The sequence below is a fragment of the Dryocola sp. LX212 genome (assembly GCA_041504365.1).
Classification (GTDB): Bacteria; Pseudomonadota; Gammaproteobacteria; order Enterobacterales; family Enterobacteriaceae; genus Dryocola.
The window spans coordinates 1,816,841-1,842,441 of the sequence record CP167917.1 but is presented as its reverse complement, the minus strand read 5'-3'; the positions used below and the strand labels follow the sequence as shown (position 1 = coordinate 1,842,441).

Below are 25,601 nucleotides of genomic sequence, written 5' to 3'. Positions count from 1 at the left end.
ATCCTCCCATTATCAAAAAATTAATTATCTCTTCCCACAATATTATCATACTCACCTTACTGGTAACCAGATTTATTGGTAGCAGCATGGACAGGTTTTTTATAAAGAGCACGGCTTTGTTGAATAAATCGAACTTTTGGCCGTAATCAGGATCAGATCACCACATTCCCGATCCTTTAGCGGTATCACGTGGCAAAACAAAAGTTCAAAATCACCAACTGTGCTACCTACAACAAGGCGCTCGTCAACCGGGGCTCACTGACATTCTGGCTTTATGAGTCAGCCATCCAGGCCTGGTATGACGAGCCCAACACGTCTTCACGTGGTCGTCCGCAACGTTATTCTGAGCTCGCTATTACCACCGTACTGATGCTCAAACGCATCTTTCGCCTCATTTTGCGCGCCGCGCAGGGATTTATTGACTCCATTTTTACCCTGATGAAGCTCCCACTCCGGTGCCCTGATGACTCCTGTGTCAGCAGACGGGCCAGGTCCGTCAATATCCCGTTCAAAACCCCCACGCGCGGCGAAATAGCCCATCTGGTTATCCACGCCACCGGATTGAAAGTCTTCGGGGAAGGAGAGTGGAAGGTGAAAAAACACGGCAAGGAAAAGCGCCGCGTCTGGCGTAAACTGCACCTGGCGGTGGACGCTGATACGCATGAAGTTATCTGCGCTGACCTTTCCCTGAACAATGTGACGGATGCAGAGGCCTTCAGGGGGCTTATTCGCCAGACCCACAGGAAAATCAGAACCGCCTGCGCCGACGGAGCATATGACACCAGACGGTGCCACGACGAACTGCGGCGTAAGAAAATCAAAGCACTTATCCCGCCGCGAACCCGCGCAGGTTATTGGCCAGCTGAATATGCCGACAGAAATCAGGCGGTTGCCCGGCAACGGCTGGCGGGAAGCAATGCGTACTGGAAATGGCACACGGTTTACAACCGACGTTCGGTGGCTGAAACGGCAATGTACCGTGTCAAACAGCTGTTTGGTGGGCATCTTACGTTGCGGGATTATGATGCGCAGGTTGGGGAGGCTATGGCCATGATCCGCGCATTAAACAAAATGACACGTGCAGGTATGGCAGAAAGTGTACGGATTGCCTGAGGGAGTCAGCGACTTAGAACGCAGCGCACGTGAAACATTGTTTGTATATTTTTTATTGTCATCATTTACTATGTAATCGTTAATTGTTTCTGTTATCTGAGTGCCGATACTGGCCTCAAAACCAAGATAGGAGCGTATCACCAGAGCGACAAAGATGAGAGGGATATACTCACTCCCACTGGACATGGCATTTTCAAGAGATAATGGCTTGAATGAAGGCGGGATATCTTTATCTTCTCCGGATATGCTGTTTTTTTCAATTCCATCGTCGAAATCGAAAGATAAATTACCGTGATCGTCTTTCTCACGGTTAGTTGTAAACTCGTCGTTGTTACCAATGTTACGACTGAACGATGCTATCAGTCGGTTTATGCTTTTCTCCGTTAAGAGCACGTCTGTTTGAGTTCTCAGTAATGATAAAGTCAGTTTTTCTCTTAAATACTCTGATGACAGATATCTTGATATTATAATTGGCATCAGACTTTCTTCGACCAGATCAATAATCTCATGATTGGTGTTAATACTCTTATCATTATAAATTGCATTAATCAGTCTGGTGAGCTCTTGTTTTGCATCGTTATAGGGCTTTTTTTCATGGAAAGGCAAATAAAGAGATGTTAAAGATAGGTAAATTGATGTGTGGCAGATATCGAGTATCAAACAGGTGCCTAAGGGCAATATACGAAATGTATGAACTGAGCTAACAGTGTATTCAATGTTGAAGTCGCTGTCAGAGGGTAGCTCAATACATTCAATAATCCTTTCTTTAACCGAGCTTTCAATTGCTTTGCTAATCCAGTCTTTTTTATAACCGTAAAGTGATGCGAGCCGGATTATCCTTTCAAGGCTAATTCCTTTAGCAATTTCGCCGGGGGAAACAGCGTCATTTAAAAAATAGAGTATTCTTAACTTCAGGAAGTAGCACTGATTTACGTTCTGATAGGGAAGGTAAACATTTGGTATATATGCTTTCTCTGTATGATCGGGATGGTAGGTGAGCGTGGAGATAACATCCTTTTTACGCCACGCTGACTCATTTCCCAATTGGTAGTGTACGTGTTTAATCAACTGATAAAAGTTTCGGATATTATGCCAAGACACAGAAGATAATATTTCCAGAATTGGCATACTATCACTCGACAGTTGAAGATTTTTTCTCAGCACATCAGCGTAAAAATTCATTCTGTCCAAGAAATCTTGAAGCTGATATTTTTTTCTCCAGTCTTTAACCCTAAAGTCCTCACTCAAATATTCTTTGATGTACTTTATCCTGGTCGAAATTAGTTTGTTAAAGTCCGGTGATTTGAGATGAATGATCTTGTCTTCCGGCCTAACGTCCAGAAAGCCTTTATCTTTATTCTTAAAGAAGGTGAATTCCCTGAGTGTGATGATAACTGTTGCACCCGACGCTTGGGTTATTAAATGAGATAAAGCATAAATTTCCTCTTGAAACGATTCGGAAGCACGGTCGACATTATCAATCACAATAATAACGGATTTGTTTTCCTTGACACGCTTTTTGAATATTTTTAATACTAGGCTCTGCCGGTTGATACTTTCCTGCTTAGCAGTTCAGCTTCTTTGATCATAAACATTTGTGGGTTTTTTGAAAATATATCCTTGTAGGGGCCGTTTTTTAAAACTTTAATTTCATGCGCAAATGTGATGCGTAGTTCATCTAGTGAAAACTCACTTTCATACTCGCTTTTTATCTTGTCATAAAGATAAGTGAATACAACATTTTTCACATCAATGCTGTGTTTTGAAACGTCATTTATTAAATCTATGATGATTGGGGTTGCATATATGTTCCTTTGCTGCCTGGCTTCTACTAAACATTTAGTCACCAGAGTAGTTTTTCCACAGCCAACAGCACCAGTGATGATGATTACTTTACCAGTATGGTGCTCCAGGATGAATTCTTTACCTTCAGAAGGTAAGAGATCTAATGCATCATTCGGAAGAAAGCTAGGTTTTGAATCTTTTAACGCTCTTTTTATTTCACCTTTAAACTGATCCAACTTAGAGTCACTGACAAAGCAGTGCTCCAGCATTTTTCGCTGATTGTTCTCTGTTATCTGGGAGAAAAAGTTTTCATAAAAATCGTCGATCCATTAATTGTCTTTGTTACTATCCCAAATGAAATCATGGACATGATCTTTTAGCATGTAACACACTTCTGACGGTACATGATTCAGTTCTGAGAGATAGCTATCCAGATGATTCTTTTCAGTGCTGTCCCTAGAAATGAGGTTGTACATTAGATCAAACGAAAACTCATATCCAAAGATGTTCCCAAAATAAACGCCTTTCATCGAATCAGTTGTTTTACCGGCTTTTGGCAGCATCGGGCAAACAAACCACTCTGCACCATTTGTGATTAATGCATATTGAACCGCTTTTTCGACACAGTATCTTTGTGCCTGATCGATAACCTCAGAAATTTTCTTATTGAATGCTTTTTTGAGATAGGCGACAGAGTATTCGTTCAAGGTTAAGGTGTTTTTTGGAAGTCCGAAAGTCGCGCCGATTTTTTTGGCTTCAACAACAAGGCGTGGCGTTCTTTCCATACTGAGTATATAATCGGCATACCCCGCTGTTCTGCAATAGGCTTCCGGCGTAAATTCTTCTTTATTCCAACCCAGTATGTTCAGGATTTCATCTATCACCAGTAAGCGGCTTTCAGCTTCATTTCCTTAAAAAAGAGTATCCTTTCTAGCGATATACCGTTTCTGAACTTCCTTAAATTTTTCGAAAGCCTTTTCTCTGCTCATACTTAGCCCCAATAAGAGCATTGAGAATTTCTGATCGGCGGCGCTTGCCTCAACGATCATGCTTTGCTGCTTGTTTTATAGCCTGTTATCGCATCTTTCCGAGATAACTGAAATAGGGACGACGTCATTTTCTAATGGGTAAGCCTGCTTTCGTGGCAAAGCATTCCTGAAATACTCCCCCTTGATTAAGGATAGCGTTGCAACGACCCGTTGAACTCACAGCACAAACCAGCCCAATCCAATTAAAAAAAGTGCCGCCCCAAAAGCCAGCACCTTTTAACTATTAGCTCTGTTTAGCCGTTAACTCAGCAATCCGCACAATCACCGCTACCGCTTTCTCCATTCCTTCCAGCGTCACGAACTCATGCTTGCCGTGGTAGTTATAGCCGCCGGTGAACAGGTTCGGGCAGGGCAGGCCTTTGAACGACAGCTGTGCGCCGTCCGTGCCGCCGCGGATTGGCTTCATGATCGGCTCTATGTTGCAGTCCTGCATTGCCTGGCGGGCGACGTCGATAATATAGGGGTGTTCCGCTACCTTCTCGCGCATGTTGTAGTAGCTGTCTTCGATGATAAGCTCAATGTAGCAGTCCGGGTGCAGGCCTTTGCCGACCTTTGTGGCGATGTCCATCATCCGGCGCTTGCGCGCTTCGAACTGCTCGCGGTCGAAGTCACGGATGATGTAATGCATCTCCGCTTTATCCACCGTGCCTTTTATGCCGTGCAGATGATAGAACCCTTCGTAACCTTCCGTGCATTCCGGGCTTTCATCAGTGGGGACTTCCGCGTGAATGCGGGCAGCGAGCGACAGCGCGTTAACCATCACCCCTTTTGCCGTGCCCGGGTGGACGTTGTTGCCCACAATTTTAATGATGACAGAAGCAGCGTTGAAGTTTTCGCTTTCCAGCTCCCCCACTCCGCCTCCGTCCACGGTGTAGGCCCAGCGGGCATCGAACGCCTCGACGTCGAAGAATTTTGCGCCTTTGCCGACCTCTTCATCCGGCGTGAAGGCCACGCGGATATCGCCGTGCGGGATATTCTTTTCTTTTAATACCGCCAGCGCGGTCATTATTTCCGCCACGCCCGCTTTATCATCTGCGCCGAGCAGCGTTTTGCCGTCCGTGGTGATCAGCGTCTGGCCCAGCAGCTGGTGCAGCACCGGGAACATCACCGGCGACAGCACTTCGTCGCCGATACCCAGTGCGATATCCCCGCCGCGATAGTTTTCGACGATCTGCGGATTGACGTTTTTGCCGGTGAAGTCCGGCGCGGTATCGACATGAGAAATAAAGCCGATGGCCGGGACGGGTTTAGCGACGTTGGAGGGCAAAGTGCCCATCACGGTGCCACGCTCGCCCAACGAAACATTCACGAGGCCCATAGCTTCCAGCTGCTCTTTAAGCAGCCTTAATAGCTTCCACTGCCCTTCGGTGCTGGGCACCTGCTTCACGCCGGGCTTTGACTGCGTATCCAGAGAGACGTAATGCAAAAAACGCTCTAATAATTTATCCATTTGGCTACCCTCGTATTTAGTACCGTTATTATCAATATGCCGTCGGGGTAAATATTGTTTCAGGTCACTGTTAGCCCGTTACGTCTAAAATTAGTCCTGATCTGGTGCTCTGACGATAAACTTAGTCGAAACAGGCGATTGAATTGGCTGCGGGGCCTTTCAAAGATTGGCGATTTTCGGACTTTGCCGTAGAATGCCAGCCCTTATCGAAATGTGCCAAACCTCAAGGTGGTTACTCACAAACCCCGCATCGCGGCTTTATCCGGTGCGTTATTTATGGGACAGCGTAAAAAATTGAATAAACAGCAATGTTCGCTCTCTCCGCTGGTTGAACTGGCGGGAGTTGGTAAGAGCTTTGATGGTAAATCCGTAATTTCTGATTTCTCTCTCACCATCAATAATGGTGAATTCCTGACGCTGCTTGGCCCTTCCGGCTGCGGCAAAACCACCGTATTACGTCTGATAGCCGGGCTGGAAAATGTGGATACCGGCACGATTTCCCTTGAGTCGCAGGACATTACCCAGGTCCCCGCCGAGCACCGCCACGTCAATACCGTCTTCCAGAGCTACGCCCTGTTTCCGCATATGACCGTGTACGAGAACGTCGCCTTCGGTCTGAAAATGCAGAAAACGCCCGCGGCTGAAATCCAGCCCCGCGTGCTTGAGGCCCTGAAAATGGTGCAGCTGGATGCGTTCGCACAACGTAAGCCACACCAGCTCTCCGGTGGCCAGCAGCAGCGCGTTGCCATCGCCCGCGCCGTGGTCAATAAGCCCCGCCTGCTGCTGCTTGATGAATCTCTTTCCGCGCTCGATTACAAACTCCGTAAGCAGATGCAGAACGAGCTGAAAGCCCTGCAGCGCAAGCTCGGTATCACCTTTGTATTCGTTACCCACGATCAGGAAGAGGCGCTGACCATGTCAGACCGCATCGTGGTGATGCGCGACGGGCGAATCGTGCAGGACGGCACGCCGCGGGAAATCTACGAAGAGCCTAAAAACCTGTTTGTGGCGAGCTTCATCGGCGAGATCAATATTTTCACCGCCACCGTCATCGAACGCATTGACGAGCAGCGGGTGCGCGCAAGCGTAGAGGGCCGCGAGTGTAATATCTTCGCTACCCTGCCGGTTACGCCGAGGCAGATACTGAACGTACTGCTGCGCCCGGAGGATCTACGCGTTGAGGAGATCAACGACGCCTCCGAGGTCGACGGCCTGATTGGCTACGTGCGCGAGCGCAACTATAAAGGGATGACGCTGGAGTCCAGCGTTGAGCTGGAAAATGGCAAGATGGTCATGGTGAGCGAGTTCTTTAACGAAGACGATCCGGACTTCGATCACTCGCTGGACCAGAAGATGGCCGTGACCTGGGTTGAAAGCTGGGAGGTTGTGCTGGCAGATGAAACGCTCGCGTAAGTTCCAGAATGGGGTGATCCTCACCGTCGTCGGCTGGCTGGTGCTGTTCGTCTTCCTGCCCAACCTGATGATTATCGGCACCAGCTTCCTGACCCGTGACGACGCGAATTTTGTCAGCATGGTGTTCACGCTGGACAACTACGCCCGCCTTGCGGATCCGCTGTATGCGGAGGTGCTGCTGCACTCGCTGAACATGGCGCTGATAGCCACCTTCGCCTGCCTGGCGCTGGGCTATCCGTTTGCGTGGTTCCTGGCCCGCCTGCCGCAGCGCGTGCGCCCGCTGCTGCTGTTTCTGCTGATTGTGCCGTTCTGGACCAATTCGCTGATCCGCATCTACGGGCTGAAGATTTTCCTCAGCACCAAAGGCTATCTTAACGCCGTGCTGCTGTGGCTGGGGGTTATCGACACGCCAATCCGCATCATGTACACCGAAAGCGCGGTGATCCTGGGACTGGTCTATATCCTGCTGCCGTTTATGGTGATGCCGCTCTACTCCAGCATCGAGAAGCTGGACAAGCCGCTGCTTGAAGCCGCGCGTGACCTGGGCGCCAGCAAGCTGCAAACTTTCCTGCGCATTATCATTCCGCTGACCATGCCGGGGATTATCGCCGGGTGCCTGCTGGTGATGCTGCCCGCGATGGGGCTGTTCTACGTTTCGGACCTGATGGGCGGCGCGAAGAACCTGCTTATCGGCAACGTGATCAAGAGCCAGTTCCTGAACATCCGCGACTGGCCGTTCGGCGCGGCCACCAGCATTACGCTGACGCTGGTGATGGGGCTAATGCTGCTGATTTACTGGCGCGCCTCGCGCCTGCTAAACAAGAAGGTGGAGCTGGAATGATCGGTCGCCTGTTACGCGGCGGCTTTATGTCCGCCATCTATGCCTATCTCTATATCCCGATCATCATTCTGATCGTCAATTCGTTTAACAGTTCGCGCTTCGGCATTAACTGGCAGGGTTTTACCACCAAGTGGTACAGCCTGCTGATGAATAACGACAGCCTGCTGCAGGCGGCGCAGCACTCGCTGACCATGGCGGTGTTTTCCGCCACCGCCGCCACGCTTATCGGCACGCTGACGGCGGTCGCCCTGTTCCGCTATCGCTTTCGCGGCAAGCCTTTCGTCAGCGGCATGTTATTCGTGGTGATGATGTCCCCTGACATCGTGATGGCCATCTCGCTGCTGGTGCTGTTTATGCTGCTGGGCGTGCAGCTCGGCTTCTGGTCGCTGCTGTTCTCACACATCACCTTCTGCCTGCCGTTTGTGGTGGTCACCGTCTATTCCCGCCTCAAGGGGTTCGACGTGCGCATGCTGGAGGCGGCCAGGGATCTGGGCGCGGGTGAAATTACTATTCTGCGCAAAATCATTATGCCGCTGGCGATGCCCGCCGTGGCTGCGGGCTGGCTGCTGAGCTTTACCCTGTCGATGGACGACGTGGTCGTCTCTTCGTTCGTGACCGGGCCGGGCTATGAAATTTTGCCGCTGAAAATCTATTCGATGGTTAAGGTTGGCGTCTCGCCCGAGGTGAACGCGCTGGCCACCATTTTATTAGTACTGTCGCTGGGCCTGGTCATCGCCTCCCAGCTTATCCTTCGTGATAAAACCAAAACTCAGGGGTCGTTTAAATGAAAAAATGGTCACGCCACCTGCTGGCTGCGGGTGCTCTGGCGCTGGGCGTCAGCGCCGCCCATGCCGACGACAGCAAGACGCTCTACTTCTATAACTGGACGGAGTACGTGCCGCCGGGCCTGCTGGAGCAGTTCACCAAAGAGACGGGCATTAAGGTTATCTATTCGACCTACGAGTCGAATGAAACCATGTACGCCAAGCTCAAGACCTATAAGGACGGCGCGTACGATTTAGTCGTCCCCTCCACCTACTTTGTGGCGAAAATGCGCAAAGAGGGCATGATCCAGAAGATCGACAAGAGCAAGCTGAGCAACTTCAAAAACCTTGACCCGGAGATGCTCAACAAGCCGTTCGATCCGAACAACGACTACTCGATTCCCTACATCTGGGGCGCGACCGCCATCGGCGTGAACAGCGAAGAGATCGACCCGAAAACCGTGACCAGCTGGGCGGACCTGTGGAAGCCCGAGTATAAGCAAAGCCTGCTGCTGACCGATGACGCCCGTGAGGTCTTCCAGATTGCGCTGCGCAAGCTGGGCTATTCCGGCAACACCACCGACCCGAAAGAGATTGAGGCGGCGTATCACGAGCTGCAGAAGCTGATGCCAAACGTGGCGGCGTTCAACTCCGATAATCCGGCGAACCCGTACATGGAAGGCGAAGTGAATCTGGGCATGGTGTGGAACGGTTCGGCTTATGTGGCCCGCCAGGCAGGCACCCCGCTGGAAATCGTCTGGCCGAAAGAAGGCGGCATTTTCTGGATGGATAACCTGTCGATTCCGGCGAACGCTAAGAACGTCGACGGCGCGCTGAAGCTGATTAACTTCCTGCTGCGCCCGGACGTGGCGAAACAGGTCGCGGAAACCATCGGCTACCCGACGCCAAACCTGGCTGCCCGCAAATTGTTGCCGAAAGAAGTCTCCGGTGACAAGACGCTCTACCCGGACGAAGCGGTGCTGAAGAACGGCGAATGGCAGAACGACGTGGGCGATGCCAGCACGATCTACGAATCTTATTTCCAGAAGTTGAAGGCGGGTCGATAAAGCCTTTCGGCGGATGACGCTGGCGTTTATCCACCCTACACCAGATTGAACGTAGGGCGGATAAGCGTAGCGTCATCCGCCGGTATGTAATGCCGTTTCACACGCCAGCGCCACGCTCAGCAGCAAACTCTCATCCCTCTTCCCGGACAAAATCTCCATCCCCACCGGCAGCCCTCTGCTGCTTATGCCGCAGGGAAACGTCACCGCTGGCAGCCCGCTGATAGCGGCTAGCTCTGGCGCGCAGCCCGGCGGCATCTTATCAAGGCTTACCGGGAGCTGGCTGACGGTTGGATAGAGCAAACCCTGCAGATTGTTTACCGCCAGCACTTCAGCAAGGCTCTGCCGCAAACGACGCTGGAATCTGCGTCCCGCCAGCCATTCCGGGTTTTTCAGGGTTTTCGCTTCCAGCAGCAGGGAGATAAACGGGGAAAATTCGGGCAGAAACTGCCCTGAATCGAAAATAGCCGCCAGACCTGCCGGAGCGTTAGCGTGTCCTTTTGACCAGGCATCAAAGGCAAGCCGAAACTCGTAGACGCTGAGGCAGGTTGCCTGCCGCACGGCATCCAGTTCAGGCAGAGTAATAAGGATGATTGTCGCCCCGGCCCGCCGCAATGTTTCCAGCGCCGCATGCCAAACCTGCCTCTGTACCTTGTCGTTCCCTTCCAGTGCTGAAACCACGCCAAGGCGTATGCCGGACAGCGGCCTTTCCGGCAGGGGCGCTGGTTTAATACCGTGGATAATCGCATGCAGCAGCGCGGCGTCCCGCACGGTATGCACCATCGGCCCTACCGTGTCCTTGCTTAAAGAAAGCGGTGCCACGCCCTCAAGCATTTCACGCCGGTGCGCGGGCCTTAGGCCAACCAGCCCGGTATAGCTTGCCGGAATGCGGATAGATCCGCCGGTATCCGTTCCCAGCGCGCCGTCAGCCATCCCGGCAGCAACCGCAGCAGCGCTTCCGCCGCTCGACCCGCCTGCCGTGACGCCCGTGGCTAAAGGGTTACGGACATCGCCGCCCAGCGAGCTGCGCGAGCGAACATCGAAGGCAAATTCTGACATGTTGGCGCGGGCCAGAATTATCGCTCCGGCCTCGCGCAATCGCCGCACGGCCAGTGAATCAGCTGTGGCATGTAGAGAGGCCAACCCCCGGCAGCCGAGCGTAACGGGCATTCCGGCGCTGGCAATATTATCTTTGGTGATGATGGGGAGGCCGTGCAGCGGGCCGAAAGAGGTGCCGCGCTGTGCTGCCCGGTAGCAGCGTTCCGCCTGGGCTACAGCATCCGGGTTAAGCCCGAGAATGGCATTAAGCGGACCGTTTGTTTCGACGGCATCTAAGCGGCGGGCGATATCGTCGCGGCAGTCGGCGACCGGCTTCAGGCGCATGGCTTTCATTTGCTTCCCAGTTTGAATACGTATGCAAATAAAATAGGCACAAAAGCAGAGGTTGTAAACGTTTGTTGGTGAGAGTTGAACGGGAGATTAAACGGTGGATGGCGCTACGCTTATCCACCCTACGCCATATTTCACGTTGGGCGGAAAAACGTAATGTTGATTAAGCCGACGTCCACTCCTCCCGTAGGTCGGATAAGCGCCAGCGTCATCCGGCACTTAAAGCCCTTTCAGCAACCTGTCGACATATTCAGGCACCACTTCGCTCGCCAGCCCGTAGTGCTTCTCTTCGAATTCGCTGCCGACCTGGCTTGGCTCCAGGTTCAGCTCGACGGTGTGCGCCCCCTGCAAACGTGCTTCATGCACGAAGCCCGCTGCCGGGTATACGTGGCCGGAGGTGCCGATGGCGATGAAGTAGTCCGCCGTCGCCAGCGCCTGGTAAATCTCATCCATGCCCAGCGGCATCTCGCCGAACCACACTACGTGCGGACGCAGCGCGGCGGAGAGCTGGCAGCAATGGCAGCGATCTTCGTTCGTGACGTCGCCCTTCCACTCGAGGATCTGCCCGCTCTGGGAGCAGCGCACCTTGAGCAGTTCGCCATGCATGTGAATGACGTTTTTGTTTCCGGCGCGCTCGTGCAGGTTGTCGATATTCTGCGTCACCAGCAGGAAGTGGTCGCCCAGCTCTTCTTCGAGCTTCGCCAGCGCCAGATGCGCGGCGTTGGGCTGGATCTCAGCCTGCTGGAGCTGCCGGCGGCGGGCGTTATAAAATGCCTGCACCAGCTCAGGGTCGCGGGCAAAGCCTTCCGGCGTGGCAACGTCCTCCACGCGGTGCTCTTCCCACAGCCCGTCCGTAGCACGAAAGGTGCGAATGCCGGATTCGGCGGAGATCCCCGCCCCGGTCAGTACCACTACTCTGGGTTTATCCATCGCTTCCGGTCCTGGTGTGTCTCTGAAAAAGGCGCGCTGGCGCAAACGCTGGCGCAGCAGGCGTTTGGTTTTGCGAAACCGGCTCAGCCGATGCTGACGACGCGAAAACATAGTTTACTCCGTAAGGTGGAGGAAGGCCGCGCCACGCATGCCACCGGCATCGCCATGACGTGCGGGTTCGATGCGCGGCACTTTAGCAACCGGCAATAAGTATTTTGGCAAACGTCCCGGCAGCTGCTTATAAATTTCCTGCAAGTTTGACAGGCCGCCGCCCACCACCACCAGATGCGCATCGATGGCGGTCAGCAGGCTACCCAGGCAAACCGCCAGCAGCTCCAGGAAGCGGTCAACGTGGGCCACCGCCTTTTCGTCACCCGCATAGAAACGGGCCACAATCTCTTTTGACTCCAGCGCTTCAGAGTAGAAGTGCTGGTAGAGCCACGCAAATCCTCGCCCGGAAAGATAGTTTTCGATACAGCCGTTTTGGCCGCAGCCGCAGCGCGTGAGGGGGAAATCGCGACCGACAACGTTCAGCGCGTCTACGGGCAGGCGGGTATGGCCGAATTCGCCGGTGATGTAGTTGCGCCCGGTGATGGATTTGCCGTTGACGATAATACCGCCGCCGACGCCGGTGCCGAGGATCAGGCCCATCACCACCGGATAGTCGCGGAAGTCGTCGTCCCAGGCTTCGGACAGCGCGAAACAGTTCGCGTCGTTATCCAGGCGGACATCACGCTCAAGCAGCCTGGTGAGATCGGCTTTCAGCGGTTTGCCGTTGGCGGCGGGAACGTTGGCGGCGTACAGCGTGCCGTCGTCGGTGACCGGCATGCCCGGAATACCCATCCCCACCGACCCCTTGATGCCAAAACGGCTATCGGCCTCCTTTACGAGGGAGACGATAGCCGCTAAGAAATTCTCATAACTGTCGTGCGGGGTGGGAACCCGAGTTTCCCACTGCAGGCGACGCTCCGCGTCATACACCCCAAGAGCCATTTTAGTGCCGCCAATGTCAAATCCGTAATACATCGCTGCTCCCCTTATCCCGTCATACTTCGAGCTGTAGGGGTGTTGGCTGCAGGAACTCACCCCAGTCACTTACTTAAGTAAGCTCCTGGGAATTCCTTTCCTGGCCACCTACCTACAACTAAAATTATTTAGGCTAATCAATAGATTGCTAATTTATTGTCCGCTTAATACCCGCGCCGGATCGATTCTGCTGGCGCGTCTGGCCGGATACCAGCTGGCGAGCAGGCTCAGCAGCAGCGCGGTGACCAGCACGTAGAACACGTCGAGCCAGTGCAGCTCCGACGGCAGGAAATCGATAAAGTAGATATCGCCGGACAGGAAACGGTGCCCAATAACCTTTTGAATAAAGTTAATGATGTTGGTCAGCTGCCAGGAGGCGAGCACCCCGACAATCACGCCGCTGACGCTGCCGAACAGCCCGGCCAGCAGGCCGTACCAGACGAAAATGGCGCGGATCAGGCCGTCTTTTGCCCCCAGGGTACGCAGCACGGCGATATCGCTGCTCTTGTCTTTCACCGCCATCACCAGCGTGGAGACGATGTTGAAGCAGGCCACGCCGATCACCAGCACCATCGCCAGATACATAATGGCGCGGATCATCTGAATGTCGCGGTACATGTAGCCGTAGGTGCCAATCCAGCTTTTGATGTAGACATAAGCGTTGGTGACTTCGCCCGCGTCGCGCACCAGTTTGTTGGCGTTAAAGACGTCATTCACCTTGATGGCGATGCCGGTGACACTGTCACCCATGTCTAAATAGCCCTGCGCGTCGGCCATCGGCACCATCGCGAAGCTGTGATCCAGCTGGCCGCTGAGGGCTAAAATGCCCGCCACGTGCAGACGCACGCGCTTCGGCTGCAGCAGCTTGGTGCCGCCGTCGCTGTTCGGGATCATAATGGACAGCCAGTCGCCCTGCTTCACCTTCAGCGCGTCGGCAACGCCCTTACCGATGATAATCTGCTGCTGACCCGCTTTGAAATCTTTCCAGGCGTTGTTCTGCACGTACTGCGGCAGCGCGCTGAGGTGCGCTTCCTGTTGAGGATCGACGCCCTTCACCTGGATTGCACGCAGGTTCGCCCCGCTCTCTACCAGGCCGGTAAAGTTAATATAAGGTGCTGCGGCAACAATGCCTTTTACCTTCTCAACGCGCTGCAGCACGCCGTTCCAGTCCTTGAAGGGCTGGTTGACCGGCTCGATTTCACCGTGCGGGACAACCGCCAGGATACGGTTATTCAGCTCGCGCTCGAAGCCGTTCATGGCGCTCAGGCCGACAATCAAAACCGCGACGCCCAGCGCGATGCCGACCGTGGAGATAACGGAAATCAGCGAAACCATGCCGCTGCGGCGGCGCCCGCGGCTAAAACGTAAACCAATCAGCAGGGAGAGCGGCGAAGCCATCAATCAGCCCCCATCAGGGTTAATTCTTGCGTCAGACGCCCGTCGCGCATCTCCAGCTGGCGGGACATGCGCTTAGCCAGCTGCAGATCGTGAGTGACGACAAGGAACGCGGTGCCCTGGCGGACGTTCAGCTCGCCGAGCAGTTCAAAGATGCTGTCCGCGTTGCGGGCATCGAGGTTACCGGTTGGCTCATCCGCCAGCACCAGGCGCGGGTTGTTCACCAGCGCACGGGCAATCGCCACGCGCTGGCGCTCGCCGCCGGACAGCTCCGAAGGGCGGTGGCTGCTGCGGTGCGCAAGGCCCACGGCTTTCAGCATATCCAGCGCGCGCTGCTTAGTTTCATCGGTGTTCTTTTTGCCGATCAGCAGCGGCATGGCGACGTTTTCCATCGCCGTGAAGTCCGGCAGCAGATGGTGGAACTGATAGATAAAGCCCAGCTCGCGGTTGCGCAGTTCGGCCTTGGCAGACGGCGACAGGGTGCTCATCGGCTGGCCGTTGAAAATCACGTCGCCGGAGGTGGGCGTATCCAGCCCGCCCAGCAGGTGTAATAAGGTACTTTTGCCGGAGCCGGAGCTGCCGACGATCGCCATTAGCTCGCCCACGTTGATGCTGAAGCTGACATCGTGCAGCACATCCGTTTGCACTTTGCCTTCCTGATAGCGTTTGCACAGGTTGTCACACTGCAGCAGGACAGAATTACTCATAACGTAAAGCCTCGGCGGGTTGTGTCGCGGCAGCGCGCCACGACGGATAAAGCGTGGATAACAGCGCGACGGCCATTGCCACGATGGCAATCACAATCACCTGTACAGGTTCGATGGCGACCGGCAGGGTTGCGCCGTCCAGCAGCGCGCCAATGATCGGCATCAGATTATTCAGCTGGCTGGCAAGCAGCGCGCCCAGTAGCGCCCCGAGCAGCGCGCCAATCACCCCGGCGCTGGCCCCCTGCACCATAAACACCGCCATGATCTGCCGCCGCGTCAGGCCCTGGGTCTGGAGGATGGCGACTTCGCCCTGCTTTTCCATCACCAGCAGGCCCAGCGAGGTAATAATGTTAAAGGCGGCGACCGCCACGATCAGGCTCAGCAGCAGCCCCATCATGTTCTTTTCCATGCGCACGGCCTGGAACAGCTCGCCCTTGCGTTCGCGCCAGTCCTTCCATTCCGTGCCCTGCGGCAGCTTCTGCTGGCTGAGTTCATCCACCTTCAGCGGCTGGTCGAGCCACAGACGCCAGCCGGTGATATTTCCCAGCGGGTAGCGCATCAGGCGCGAGGCGTCCTGCTGGTTCACCAGCATCTGGTAGCCATCCACTTCGCTGTTGGCGGCAAAGGTGCCAATGACGTTAAACAGACGCTGGCTCGGCACGCGCCCCATCGGCGTGAACTGGCTGGCGGACGGCACCATAATGCGGATGCTGTCGCCACGCTTAATGCCGAGCTGGCCCGCAAGCTGCTCGCCCAGAATGACGTTGTATTTCCCCGCCTCGAGGTCGGTTTGCTTCACGTTGACCAGGTACGGTGAAAGGGGATCTTTTTCCTGCGGCTGAATGCCGAGCATCACGCCCACCGCCACGCTGCGCGCGCTTTGCAGCACCACGTCACCGGTGGTAACCGGCGCAATGCGGTTAACGCCCTGTAGTTTGAGGCTGGCAGCGGGAAGTTTTTCAGGATTGATGGAGCCGGTCGGCGAGGTGATCAGCGCCTGCGGCATCAGGCCCAGAATATTATTCTGCAGCTCGCGCTCGAAGCCGTTCATCACGGAAAGTACCGTCACCAGGGCCATCACGCCGAGCGTAATGCCGATGGTGGACAGCCAGGAGACAAAGCGACCGAAGCGGTCGGATGCCCGCCCGCGCATGTAGCGCAGGCCTATAAATAACGCGACAGGTTGATACATGAAATCCGTCTTGTTGCAGTAGCGAAAGCAAAGTTGGCGAGAAGTATATAAGCGATACCCTATCAAGTAAATGAATTATAAAGTGTTTTTGAGGTTTCAGAACAATGGAAAAATCAATTGAATCAAACTCATAACGCTTTGTTTTTATGACTTTGTTACTGACAATTGCCCCCGTTTAACGCTCGTCACCCTGCGGAATATCCGAAAGCCGTCGGCATCTTTCCAAAAACAGACAAATCGAATTTCAATGTCTTCCCCCGTCCGCCAGCCTTAACGGCCACAATCTGTCAATGAGAGACGCTGTTTCCGGCATGAAAAACAAACAACTTTGGATCAACCACATCAAGGGGCTGTGCATTTGCCTGGTGGTTATTTATCACTCGGTCATCACCTTCTATCCCCATCTGACGTCCCTGCCCGTCGGGCTTAACCTCTATATCGCCAAGAGCTGGACCTACCTGAACCTGTACCTCGCGCCGTTCCGTATGCCGGTGTTCTTTTTCATTTCCGGCTATCTGATCCACCGCTATGTAGAGGAGGTGAAGTGGCGGGCGTGCATTGATAAGCGCATCTGGAATATTCTTTATGTTCTGGTCCTGTGGGGCGTTCTGCAGTGGCTGGGGATCACGCTTATCAATCAGTGGCTCGCGCCGGACCTGGTGCGCAACCCGGCTTCAAACGCGGCCTATGCCGACTCCGTAATGCAGTTTATTGCCAGCATGGCAAAAGCCAGCACCAGCCTGTGGTATCTGTACGCGCTGGTCGTTTATTTCGTGTTCTTCAAAGCGCTGCGCGCCTGGAAGGTGCCGGTGCTGATTGCCCTGCTGGGCATCAACGTGGTCATCAGCTTTATGCCGCTGCCGTGGTGGGGGTTGAACAGCGTGGTACGTAATATGTGTTATTACGGGCTGGGCGCGTGGTTCGGGCCACAGCTGATGGCCTGGATGAAAACCTTCAGCTTCCGCCAGCATCCGCTGATTTGCGCGCTGGTGGCCGTCGGTTCACTGGCACTCTACCTGGTAAACGTTCCGCTGGTAATTTCAGTGGTGTCGATTTTCGCGATCATGAAGATCTTCTATACGCTGGATAGCTGGCGTGAGAGCAGTGCGGACGCGTTCCTCAATGTTGTCGGCTCCAACACCATCGCGATTTACACCACGCACCGCATCGTCATTGAAGCGCTAAGCCTGTTTATGATCGCGCAGATTAACGCCGGTGAGCTGTCCGATAAGCTGGTGATGGCTATACTGCTGGTTTATCCGTTTGTGAGCCTGGCGATTTGTACGCTAATCGGACTGGGGTTCAGAAAGCTTTCCAGCGGCCTGTTCAGCGATATGTTCTTCTCGCCGCCGGCTAAGATTGCCTGACCCTTTCTGGTGGGTTGCTTTGCCAAAGCGATCGCGGATAATAATAACTATCTGAAGTTTATGGTCCGCGACACGCCTGCAACCCGAGAGATTCTGACATCCTGATGGCTGAACAATATCGTTATTCCTTACCTGTAAAAGCAGGCGACCAGCGCCTGCTTGGTGAACTCACCGGCTCCGCCTGCGCAACCGAGGTGGCCGAAATCGTTGAGCGACACGGCGGCCCGGTGGTGTTAATCGCCCCCGATATGCAAAACGCCCTGCGCCTGCACGACGAAATCAGCCAGTTTACCGACAGCCTGGTGATGAACCTGGCAGACTGGGAAACGCTGCCTTATGACAGCTTCTCGCCGCATCAGGAGATCATCTCTTCGCGCCTCTCCACGCTCTATCAGCTGCCAACCATGAAGCGCGGCGTGCTGATCCTTCCGGTGAACACCCTGATGCAGCGCGTCTGCCCGCACAGCTATCTGCACGGCCACGCGCTGGTGATGAAGAAAGGCCAGCAGCTTTCCCGGGATAATCTGCGCAGCCAGCTTGAGCAGGCGGGCTACCGCAGCGTGGATCAGGTGATGGAGCACGGCGAGTTTGCCACCCGTGGCGCGCTGTTAGACCTCTATCCCATGGGCAGTGACCAGCCCTACCGCATCGACTTTTTCGACGATGAAATCGACAGCCTGCGGGTGTTCGACGTTGACACCCAGCGCACGCTCGAAGAAGTTGAGGCGATTAATTTACTGCCCGCCCACGAGTTCCCGACGGACAAAAACGCCATCGAGCTGTTCCGCAGCCAGTGGCGCGATACCTTCGAGGTAAAACGCGACGCCGAGCATATCTATCAGCAGGTGAGCAAAGGCACCCTGCCCGCCGGGATCGAATACTGGCAGCCGCTGTTCTTCAGCGAACCGCTGCCGCCGCTGTTCAGCTACTTCCCGAAAAACACCCTGCTGGTGAATACCGGCGACCTGGAAAGCAGCGCCGAACGTTTCTGGCTGGACGCCAGTGCCCGTTTCGAAAACCGCGGCGTGGACCCAATGCGCCCGCTCCTGCCGCCGGAAAGCCTGTGGCTGCGGGTCGACGAGCTGTTCAGCGAGCTGAAAACCTGGCCGCGCATCCAGCTGAAAACCGAAAACCTTGCCGACAAGGCTGCCAATACCAATCTGGGCTATCAGGCGCTGCCGGACCTGTCCGTGCAGGCGCAGAACAAATCGCCGCTGGATAACCTGCGTAAATTCCTTGAATCCTTCGCCGGGCCGGTCGTGTTCTCCGTGGAGAGCGAAGGCCGCCGCGAGGCGCTGGGCGAGCTGCTGTCGCGCATCAAAGTCGCGCCGAAACGCATTCACCGTCTGGATGAGGCTGAGGGCCAGGGCCGCTTCCTGATGCTGGGCTCCAGCGAGCACGGCTTCATTGATACCCGGCGTAACCGCGCATTGATCTGCGAAAGCGATCTGTTAGGTGAGCGCGTCAGCCGCCGCCGTCAGGACAGCCGCCGCACTATCAACCCGGACACCCTGATCCGCAACCTAGCGGAGCTGCATATCGGCCAGCCGGTTGTGCATCTCGAGCACGGCGTCGGCCGCTATGCTGGCCTGACTACGCTTGAAGCGGGCGGCATCACGGCGGAATACCTGATGCTGACCTACGCGGGCGACGCGAAGCTTTATGTTCCCGTCTCCTCCCTGCATCTCATCAGCCGTTATTCCGGTGGCGCAGAAGAGAGCGCCCCGCTGCACAAGCTGGGCAGCGATGCCTGGTCACGCGCCCGCCAGAAAGCCGCGGAGAAAGTCCGTGACGTGGCAGCGGAGCTGCTGGATATTTACGCCCAGCGCGCGGCAAAACAGGGCTTCGCCTTTCAGCATGACAAAGAGCAGTACCAGCTGTTTTGCGACACCTTCCCGTTTGAAACCACCCCGGACCAGGCCCAGGCCATCAATGCCGTGCTGAGCGATATGTGCCAGCCGCTGGCGATGGATCGCCTGGTGTGCGGTGACGTGGGCTTCGGTAAAACGGAAGTGGCGATGCGCGCGGCGTTCCTGGCCGTGGAAAACCACAAGCAGGTCGCTGTGCTGGTGCCAACTACCCTGCTGGCCCAGCAGCACCTCGACAACTTCCAGGACCGCTTCGCCAACTGGCCGGTGCGCGTGGAGATGCTTTCACGCTTCCGCAGCGCCAAAGAGCAGACGCAGATCCTCCAGGAAGCCAGCGAAGGCAAAATCGATATTCTGATCGGCACCCATAAGCTGCTGCAGAATGACGTGAAGATGAAGGATCTCGGCCTGCTGATCGTCGACGAAGAGCACCGCTTCGGCGTGCGTCATAAAGAGCGCATTAAAGCGATGCGCGCGGACGTGGATATCCTGACTCTCACTGCAACGCCAATCCCGCGTACGCTGAACATGGCGATGAGCGGCATGCGCGACCTGTCGATTATTGCTACTCCTCCGGCGCGCCGTCTGGCGGTGAAAACCTTCGTGCGTCAGTACGACGAGCTGGTAGTCCGCGAGGCAATCCTGCGTGAAGTGCTGCGCGGCGGGCAGGTTTACTATCTCTATAACGACGTGGAAAACATCCAGAAGGCCGCGGACCGCCTGTCGGCGCTGGTGCCGGAAGCGCGCGTTGCCATCGGCCACGGCCAGATGCGTGAGCGCGAGCTGGAACGCGTGATGAACGACTTCCACCACCAGCGCTTCAACGTGCTGGTCTGCACGACGATCATCGAAACGGGTATCGATATCCCAACCGCCAACACCATTATCATCGAGCGTGCCGACCACTTCGGGCTTGCCCAGCTACACCAGCTGCGTGGCCGCGTCGGGCGTTCACACCACCAGGCCTACGCGTGGCTGTTAACGCCGCATCCGAAAGCGATGACCGGCGACGCGCAGAAACGCCTGGAGGCTATCGCCTCGCTGGAAGATCTGGGCGCAGGCTTTGCGCTGGCCACCCACGATCTGGAAATTCGTGGTGCGGGCGAGCTGCTGGGCGAGGGCCAGAGCGGTTCCATGGAAACCATCGGCTTCACGCTGTATATGGAGCTGCTGGAAAACGCGGTGGACGCGCTGAAAGAAGGCCGCGAGCCGTCGCTGGAGGATTTGACCAGCAGCCAGACGGAGGTGGAGCTGCGCATGCCCGCCCTGCTGCCGGAAGATTTTATTCCGGACGTCAACACACGCCTGTCGTTCTACAAGCGTATAGCCAGCGCGAAGAACGGCCACGATCTGGACGAGCTTAAGGTGGAGCTTATCGACCGCTTCGGCCTGCTGCCGGATGCCGCCCGCAACCTGCTGGATATCGCCGCCCTTCGCCAACAGGCGCAGAAGCTGGGCGTGCGTAAAATTGAAGGCAACGAGAAAGGCGGCGTGATTGAGTTTGCCGAGAAGAACCATGTCGATCCGGTGTGGCTGATTGGCCTGCTGCAAAAGCAGCCGCAGCACTACCGCCTGGACGGGCCAACCCGGCTGAAATTCTTCCAGGATCTTGCCGACCGCAAGGCGCGCATGGGCTGGGTGCAAAACTTTATGACCCAGCTTGCGGAAAACGCCGCCGCGTAAGCCAGTCAACGCCTCGTCGCGCGGCGAGGCGTTGCTTTTTGAAACATTTACACATTCTTTGCAATCCACCAGGGTTTCCCGACTCTCCCGCCACGCATAATTACCGATTAACTTTCAGTTACCTTAACCTTAAGAAAAATGAGGTTTTTTATGCGGTCTTTGCGACTCTTTTCCCCTGTACGCTGGCTGGCCTCGGCGCTGCTGGTTACCGCCTCCGTGGCGGCCTTCCAGGTCAGTGCCAACTCTTATCCCCTGCCCCCTGAGGGCAGCCGCCTGATCGGTCAGAATATGTTCCATGAGGTGGCCGACGACGGCGGCTCCCTTGAGGCGATTGCGAAAAAATATAACGTGGGCTTCCTGGCCCTGCTGCAGGCAAACCCCGGGGTCGATCCCTACGTGCCCCGCCCCGGAAGCGTTTTGACTATTCCAGGCCAGATGCTGCTGCCGGACGCACCGCGTGAAGGGCTGGTGCTGAACCTTGCAGAGCTGCGCGTTTACTATTATCCGGCGGGCAAAAATAGCGTCACCGTTTACCCTATCGGCATTGGTCAGCTGGGCGGCGATACGCTCACGCCGACAATGGTGACGCGCGTAAGCGACAAGCGGGCTAATCCTACCTGGACGCCAACCGCCAATATCCGTGCCCGTTACCTGGCGAACGGCATCAAGCTGCCTGCGGTTGTACCTGCCGGGCCGGATAACCCGATGGGCCACCACGCAATTCGCCTGGCGGCCTACGGCGGGGTTTATCTGCTGCACGGCACTAACGCCGATTTCGGCATCGGCATGCGCGTCAGCTCCGGCTGTATCCGCCTGCGTGACGACGACATTAAAGCGCTCTACAGGGAGATGCCGGTAGGCACACCGGTGCGCATCATCAATACGCCGATAAAAGTCTCCGTGGAACCGGACGGGCGTCGCCTGGTTGAAGTTCACCAGCCGCTGTCAAAAGCGATTGAGGACGATCCGAAGGTGCTGCCGATTGTGCTCAGCGAACAGATGAAGCAGTTCCAGAGCGCGCCTGAGACGGACGCGCAGGTCATGGAGCAGGCCATACGGCACCGTTCAGGCATGCCGGTTGAGGTGAACAGCCATCAGGACGTGGCCGACACCATTTAAATTTGTTCGCGCAATGCAAAAAGCCCTGTCGAAAGACAGGGCTTTTTTTATGGCATGGCATCTGAGGGTAAGCGCGTTGAGGGTTACGCTTATTTGTAGATAACAGCCGTGCCGTGCAGGGTGTTCGGGCCGGTCACGGATGTAATACGGAATGATTTAGCGCCCATTTCGTCGGCTTTGGCGGCCAGCTGGTCTTCCAGCGAGCCCAGGTTGGTCCCGGCGTTAGCGCTGATGGTACCGACTTTCTGCTGGTCAGCAGGGGTCGCCTGAACTTCTACGGCGGCGAAGCTTGCGAAAGAGAGTGAACTTAGCAGTGCTGCAGCGATGAGTGTTTTTACGTTTTTCATGATTTATGCCTTCTACAGGTGATTTGTATTGCCGTTAACTTATTTTGTTAACGATCGATAGGTAAATCATAAACGTGATCTGGGTCACACGTCAACATTATTTTATAATGACCGTTAATTAATCAGTAAAAGCCCTATTTTTCATTACCATAGGATTTATTTATTTCTAAGCAGAAGGCGCTGGCTACCTGCGGCGATCCTTTTTATAATGATCGTTCACTAAACAGACAAAGGTTCAACGGCATCATGTCTACCGACACAAGCGTTACTAAAAAAAGCCGTGGCCGACCGAAGGTGTTCGACAGGGAAGCCGCACTGGATAAGGCCATGTCTCTGTTCTGGCAGCACGGCTATGAGGCCACCTCGATGGCCCATCTTGTTGAAGCAACGGGCGCAAAAGCGCCGACGCTGTACGCAGAATTTACCAATAAAGAAGGATTGTTCCGCGCGGTGCTGGATCGCTACATCGCCCGCTTCGCGGAGAAACACGAGGCCTGCCTGTTCTGCGAAGAGCGCAGCGTAGAAGAAGCTCTGGAAGATTATCTCTCTACGGTGGCGAAGCGGTTTACCGATAAAGACACGCCGTCGGGCTGCTTTATCATCTGTACCTCTTCGGTGCTCGCCGCCTCTTCGGAAGATATTGCCGACACCATCAAAGCGCGCCACGCCATGCAGGAAGAGACGCTGGTGCGGTTCCTGGAGCAGCGGCAGGAGAAAGGCGAAATTCCGGCGGAAAGCAACGCTCGCGCGCTGGCGAAATACCTTTGCTGCATCATTCAGGGGATGTCGGTCAGCGCGCGTGAAAACGCCGGCTACGAGGATTTGCTGAGCATCGTGCAGACCACAATGCGGCTTTGGCCGGAGTTAAAGAAGGCGTGAGTGGTTTGTCGGATGGCGCTGCCGCTTATCCGACCTACGAAACTACAAACCTGTAGGGTGGATAAGCGCCAGCGTCATCCACCTTCTTTTCTAGCGTGCCCTTCCCTTGCTCCAGTACGCCATAAAGTTAATGGCGTCATGGTTCACCCCGCGCTCGCCGATCAGATGGCGTCGTAATAACTTCACCACGCTGGATTCCGCCGCCACCCAGCCGTAAAACTCCCGGCTGCAGCTGGTCGCTTTGTCCCACAACAGTTCGCCCTCGGCTTCTTCATGTACGGCTTCATCGCTGCTGTTTGCCTGCAGGGTGCGGGCATGCTGCTTCACGGCTGGAATTAAACATTCACCGTGCGTCGCGCCGTGCGGCTTACGCGGCAGCCAGTTGATTTCAGCAAAGCTGAACGTGCTTAAATCAGCGCAATCTCCTTCTTCCGGCACTTCAAAAAACGCCTGCACCTGCGGTGGATTTGCCTGCGCCGCCAGCATTTCCAGAATACCGCGCGCCGCCGGTAAGGCCGTTTCGTCGGCGATAATCAGCGCTTTCTTCAGCCCCTCCGGCGGCGTCCACTCGTAGCCGCCGCTGTCCTCCGGGTATTCCACGTTTGGGGCAACGATCTGGATAGCTTCGCCCGGCTGCGAATGAATTGCCCAGGCCGAAGCGGGGCCTTCCGTGCCGTGGCTGACAAACTCTACCGTCACTTCCTGACGCTGCCGATCCACATGGCGCAGCGTATAGGTGCGGATAACCGGCCTTTTCTCTTTTGGCAGCTCGAGGGATAACTGATACCACTGTCCGTCGTTCGGCAGCGACGGCGGCGTGCCGTCTTCGGACGGGAACAGCATCTTGATGCGCTGGTCCGGCGAATCACATTTCATCTTCGCCACGTCCTCGCCGCTGAACACCAGGCTCAGCAGCGACGGCGACACGGCCCTCTTACGCGCCAGTTTTACGTTGAACAGGCGATAGCCCTGAACTCCTGCCATAACTCTTCCTTACGCTTAAATTGCAGGCGATGTTCGGCTGCGCCAGATGACGCCCGACACCAGGGTAAATAACACGGCGGTCAGAAACGCCGCCATAATCAGCGCCGCGTCGCCGTGGGCTTTCGCCACCAGCGGCACCAGCAGCGCGCACAGGCCGTAGCCCAGCGTGTGGCTGGTGGCGATCCACCCCGCCCCGGCGCCGTCGGCAAGCCTGTCATTGAGAAGAAGCTGGTATGCCGGGGGAGCCATCGCCGCCCCGAATGAAAGCACCGCGCAGCCGACATAAAACAGCCAGAGCTGGCTGGATATCATCATTGCCAGCCCTGCGACCATCAACGCCCCGGCGGTCAGCAGTAAGGGAATGGGAGTTAATAACTGCGGGCGAAGCACGGCAAACTGCGCAACCAGCGATGCGATCGCCGCCACGCTCAGCAGCCAGGCAACCTGGTGGCTGATTGCCGCCGTGTCGCCCGCAAACTGACCGGCAAGCGCCGGGGAAAGCCCCAGCTGCATCAGGCTTACCGAGGCCGCCAGCAGCAGGGCACAAAGCATATATGGCAGGCAGTCCAGCCGCAGGCGCGCGCTTTTGCGCGTGGTCGCTGGCTGAGGAGGCGTACCCGGCAGGCGCAGCATCATCAGCAACGCCAGCAAAGGGGCCACCATCAGCAGCACCAGCGGCGCAAGCGGATGAATAATCAACATGCCCGCCGCGCAAAGCGGCCCGAATAATCTCCCACAGCTTAATCCCGAGCTGATGGTTGCCAGCGCAGTCATGCGCTTCCCTTCGCCAGCCCGCTGTAGCGCCCAGACCTGGCATGCGGGGACCATTGCCGATACCGTCAGGCCATAGATGACCCTGGCGATAACCAAAATCGCCAGTCCGACGTATCCGTCCACCGCGTTAAGCGCCAGCAGCGCGCAGCCAAGGCCGAGCAGAATAAAACTCAGGCCGTATCCGCCCAGCGAATACAAAACCACGGGCTTGCAACCCTGGCGGGCGATCTGCTTTCCCCACCACGGCGAGGACGGCAGAAACAGCATCGACCCCAGCGTTAACAAACCCGCCCACACCGACAGGCTTAAATGCGTCTGCATCACCAGCACCGGAATGGCCACCAGCAGGCCATTCTGGCCGACGCCAAGCAGCCCGGCGCTGAACGCCAGGGGCCAGCAGGAAAGGGATTTTTGCGGCGCTGCGGCTATGTCAAGGGATGTCACAATATTGCTAACCCGTAA

The 25,601-nt window shown here is 55.7% G+C and carries 22 protein-coding genes; 9 read left to right on the top strand and 13 right to left on the bottom strand.

All coding sequences use genetic code 11. The features are described 5' to 3' along the window. Positions 1-189: 189 nt before the first annotated feature. Positions 190-1,113 carry an IS5 family transposase gene (locus tag ACA108_08825; protein ID XEX97584.1) on the top strand — a complete coding sequence of 308 codons (924 nt, stop codon included), beginning with the start codon at positions 190-192 and terminating at the stop codon, positions 1,111-1,113. Here ACA108_08825 and ACA108_08820 read toward each other — a convergent pair. The 4 genes from ACA108_08820 to pepT all read right to left on the bottom strand — a co-directional run bounded on the left by ACA108_08820 (position 1,063) and on the right by pepT (position 5,397). Next, positions 1,063-2,598 carry a hypothetical protein gene (locus tag ACA108_08820; GenBank protein XEX97583.1) on the bottom strand — a complete coding sequence of 512 codons (1,536 nt, stop codon included), beginning with the start codon at positions 2,596-2,598 and terminating at the stop codon, positions 1,063-1,065. The genes ACA108_08825 and ACA108_08820 overlap by 51 nt on opposite strands. Before the next feature lie 50 nt (positions 2,599-2,648). Beyond that, positions 2,649-3,134, bottom strand: coding sequence for a GTP-binding protein (locus ACA108_08815; GenBank protein XEX97582.1), 486 nt, complete (start codon positions 3,132-3,134; stop codon positions 2,649-2,651). A 93-nt stretch (positions 3,135-3,227) separates the two neighbouring features. After that, the gene (locus ACA108_08810) at positions 3,228-3,782 is read right to left on the bottom strand and encodes a hypothetical protein (GenBank protein ID XEX97581.1); all 555 of its coding nucleotides are present in this window, start codon (positions 3,780-3,782) and stop codon (positions 3,228-3,230) included. Positions 3,783-4,170: 388 nt separating this feature from the next. Then, the gene (gene pepT, locus ACA108_08805; GenBank protein XEX97580.1) at positions 4,171-5,397 is read right to left on the bottom strand and encodes a peptidase T; all 1,227 of its coding nucleotides are present in this window, start codon (positions 5,395-5,397) and stop codon (positions 4,171-4,173) included. Positions 5,398-5,673: 276 nt separating this feature from the next. Between pepT and potA the strand changes: the two genes are divergently transcribed. The 4 genes from potA to potD are packed head-to-tail and all read left to right on the top strand — an operon-like array spanning position 5,674 to position 9,482. Continuing rightward, on the top strand, positions 5,674-6,810 hold the full coding sequence (gene potA / locus ACA108_08800; GenBank protein ID XEX97579.1) for a spermidine/putrescine ABC transporter ATP-binding protein PotA: 1,137 nt from the start codon (positions 5,674-5,676) through the stop codon (positions 6,808-6,810). Then, positions 6,794-7,651, top strand: a complete 858-nt coding sequence (gene potB, locus ACA108_08795; GenBank protein ID XEX97578.1) for a spermidine/putrescine ABC transporter permease PotB — start codon at positions 6,794-6,796, stop codon at positions 7,649-7,651. Before potA ends, potB begins: the two co-directional genes overlap by 17 nt. Then, complete coding sequence (gene potC / locus ACA108_08790; protein XEX97577.1) at positions 7,648-8,439, top strand: spermidine/putrescine ABC transporter permease PotC; 792 nt, start codon at positions 7,648-7,650, stop codon at positions 8,437-8,439. The genes potB and potC overlap by 4 nt, the downstream gene beginning before the upstream one ends. Then, positions 8,436-9,482, top strand: coding sequence for a spermidine/putrescine ABC transporter substrate-binding protein PotD (potD, locus tag ACA108_08785; GenBank protein XEX97576.1), 1,047 nt, complete (start codon positions 8,436-8,438; stop codon positions 9,480-9,482). Before potC ends, potD begins: the two co-directional genes overlap by 4 nt. Before the next feature lie 72 nt (positions 9,483-9,554). Here the strand turns inward: potD and ACA108_08780 are convergent, their stop codons facing one another. The 6 genes from ACA108_08780 to lolC all read right to left on the bottom strand — a co-directional run bounded on the left by ACA108_08780 (position 9,555) and on the right by lolC (position 16,118). Continuing rightward, positions 9,555-10,871: an amidase gene (locus tag ACA108_08780; GenBank protein ID XEX97575.1), complete on the bottom strand. Its 1,317-nt coding sequence runs from the start codon at positions 10,869-10,871 to the stop codon at positions 9,555-9,557. 216 nt (positions 10,872-11,087) lie between these two features. After that, on the bottom strand, positions 11,088-11,909 hold the full coding sequence (gene cobB, locus ACA108_08775) for a Sir2 family NAD+-dependent deacetylase (protein XEX97574.1): 822 nt from the start codon (positions 11,907-11,909) through the stop codon (positions 11,088-11,090). A gap of 3 nt (positions 11,910-11,912) precedes the next feature. Further along, a complete protein-coding gene (nagK, locus tag ACA108_08770) occupies positions 11,913-12,824 on the bottom strand; it encodes an N-acetylglucosamine kinase (GenBank protein XEX97573.1) in 912 nt (303 codons plus the stop codon). A gap of 153 nt (positions 12,825-12,977) precedes the next feature. After that, positions 12,978-14,222 carry a lipoprotein-releasing ABC transporter permease subunit LolE gene (lolE, locus tag ACA108_08765; protein XEX97572.1) on the bottom strand — a complete coding sequence of 415 codons (1,245 nt, stop codon included), beginning with the start codon at positions 14,220-14,222 and terminating at the stop codon, positions 12,978-12,980. Beyond that, positions 14,222-14,926: a lipoprotein-releasing ABC transporter ATP-binding protein LolD gene (lolD, locus tag ACA108_08760; protein ID XEX97571.1), complete on the bottom strand. Its 705-nt coding sequence runs from the start codon at positions 14,924-14,926 to the stop codon at positions 14,222-14,224. Before lolD ends, lolE begins: the two co-directional genes overlap by 1 nt. Further along, positions 14,919-16,118, bottom strand: a complete 1,200-nt coding sequence (gene lolC, locus ACA108_08755; GenBank protein XEX97570.1) for a lipoprotein-releasing ABC transporter permease subunit LolC — start codon at positions 16,116-16,118, stop codon at positions 14,919-14,921. Before lolC ends, lolD begins: the two co-directional genes overlap by 8 nt. A gap of 311 nt (positions 16,119-16,429) precedes the next feature. Here lolC and ACA108_08750 point away from each other — a divergent pair, with 311 nt between their 5' ends. The 3 genes from ACA108_08750 (at position 16,430) to ACA108_08740 (ending at position 22,155) form a co-directional block, all read left to right on the top strand. Next, positions 16,430-17,485: an acyltransferase family protein gene (locus tag ACA108_08750; GenBank protein XEX97569.1), complete on the top strand. Its 1,056-nt coding sequence runs from the start codon at positions 16,430-16,432 to the stop codon at positions 17,483-17,485. Between the two features lie 104 nt (positions 17,486-17,589). Then, positions 17,590-21,036: a transcription-repair coupling factor gene (gene mfd / locus ACA108_08745; protein XEX97568.1), complete on the top strand. Its 3,447-nt coding sequence runs from the start codon at positions 17,590-17,592 to the stop codon at positions 21,034-21,036. A gap of 150 nt (positions 21,037-21,186) precedes the next feature. After that, positions 21,187-22,155, top strand: a complete 969-nt coding sequence (locus ACA108_08740) for a L,D-transpeptidase family protein (GenBank protein XEX97567.1) — start codon at positions 21,187-21,189, stop codon at positions 22,153-22,155. Between the two features lie 89 nt (positions 22,156-22,244). On the opposite strand, the gene bhsA is transcribed toward ACA108_08740, so the two are convergent. Next, complete coding sequence (gene bhsA, locus ACA108_08735; GenBank protein XEX97566.1) at positions 22,245-22,502, bottom strand: multiple stress resistance protein BhsA; 258 nt, start codon at positions 22,500-22,502, stop codon at positions 22,245-22,247. A 246-nt stretch (positions 22,503-22,748) separates the two neighbouring features. Between bhsA and ACA108_08730 the strand changes: the two genes are divergently transcribed. Further along, entirely contained in the window at positions 22,749-23,381 is a 633-nt protein-coding gene (locus tag ACA108_08730) for a TetR/AcrR family transcriptional regulator (protein ID XEX97565.1), read from the top strand. Positions 23,382-23,471: 90 nt separating this feature from the next. On the opposite strand, the gene ACA108_08725 is transcribed toward ACA108_08730, so the two are convergent. Further along, a complete protein-coding gene (locus ACA108_08725) occupies positions 23,472-24,365 on the bottom strand; it encodes a siderophore-interacting protein (GenBank protein XEX97564.1) in 894 nt (297 codons plus the stop codon). 15 nt (positions 24,366-24,380) lie between these two features. Continuing rightward, positions 24,381-25,583 (bottom strand): MFS transporter, encoded by a 1,203-nt coding sequence (locus ACA108_08720; protein XEX97563.1) that lies wholly within the window; start codon positions 25,581-25,583, stop codon positions 24,381-24,383. Between the last annotated feature and the right edge of the window lie 18 nt (positions 25,584-25,601).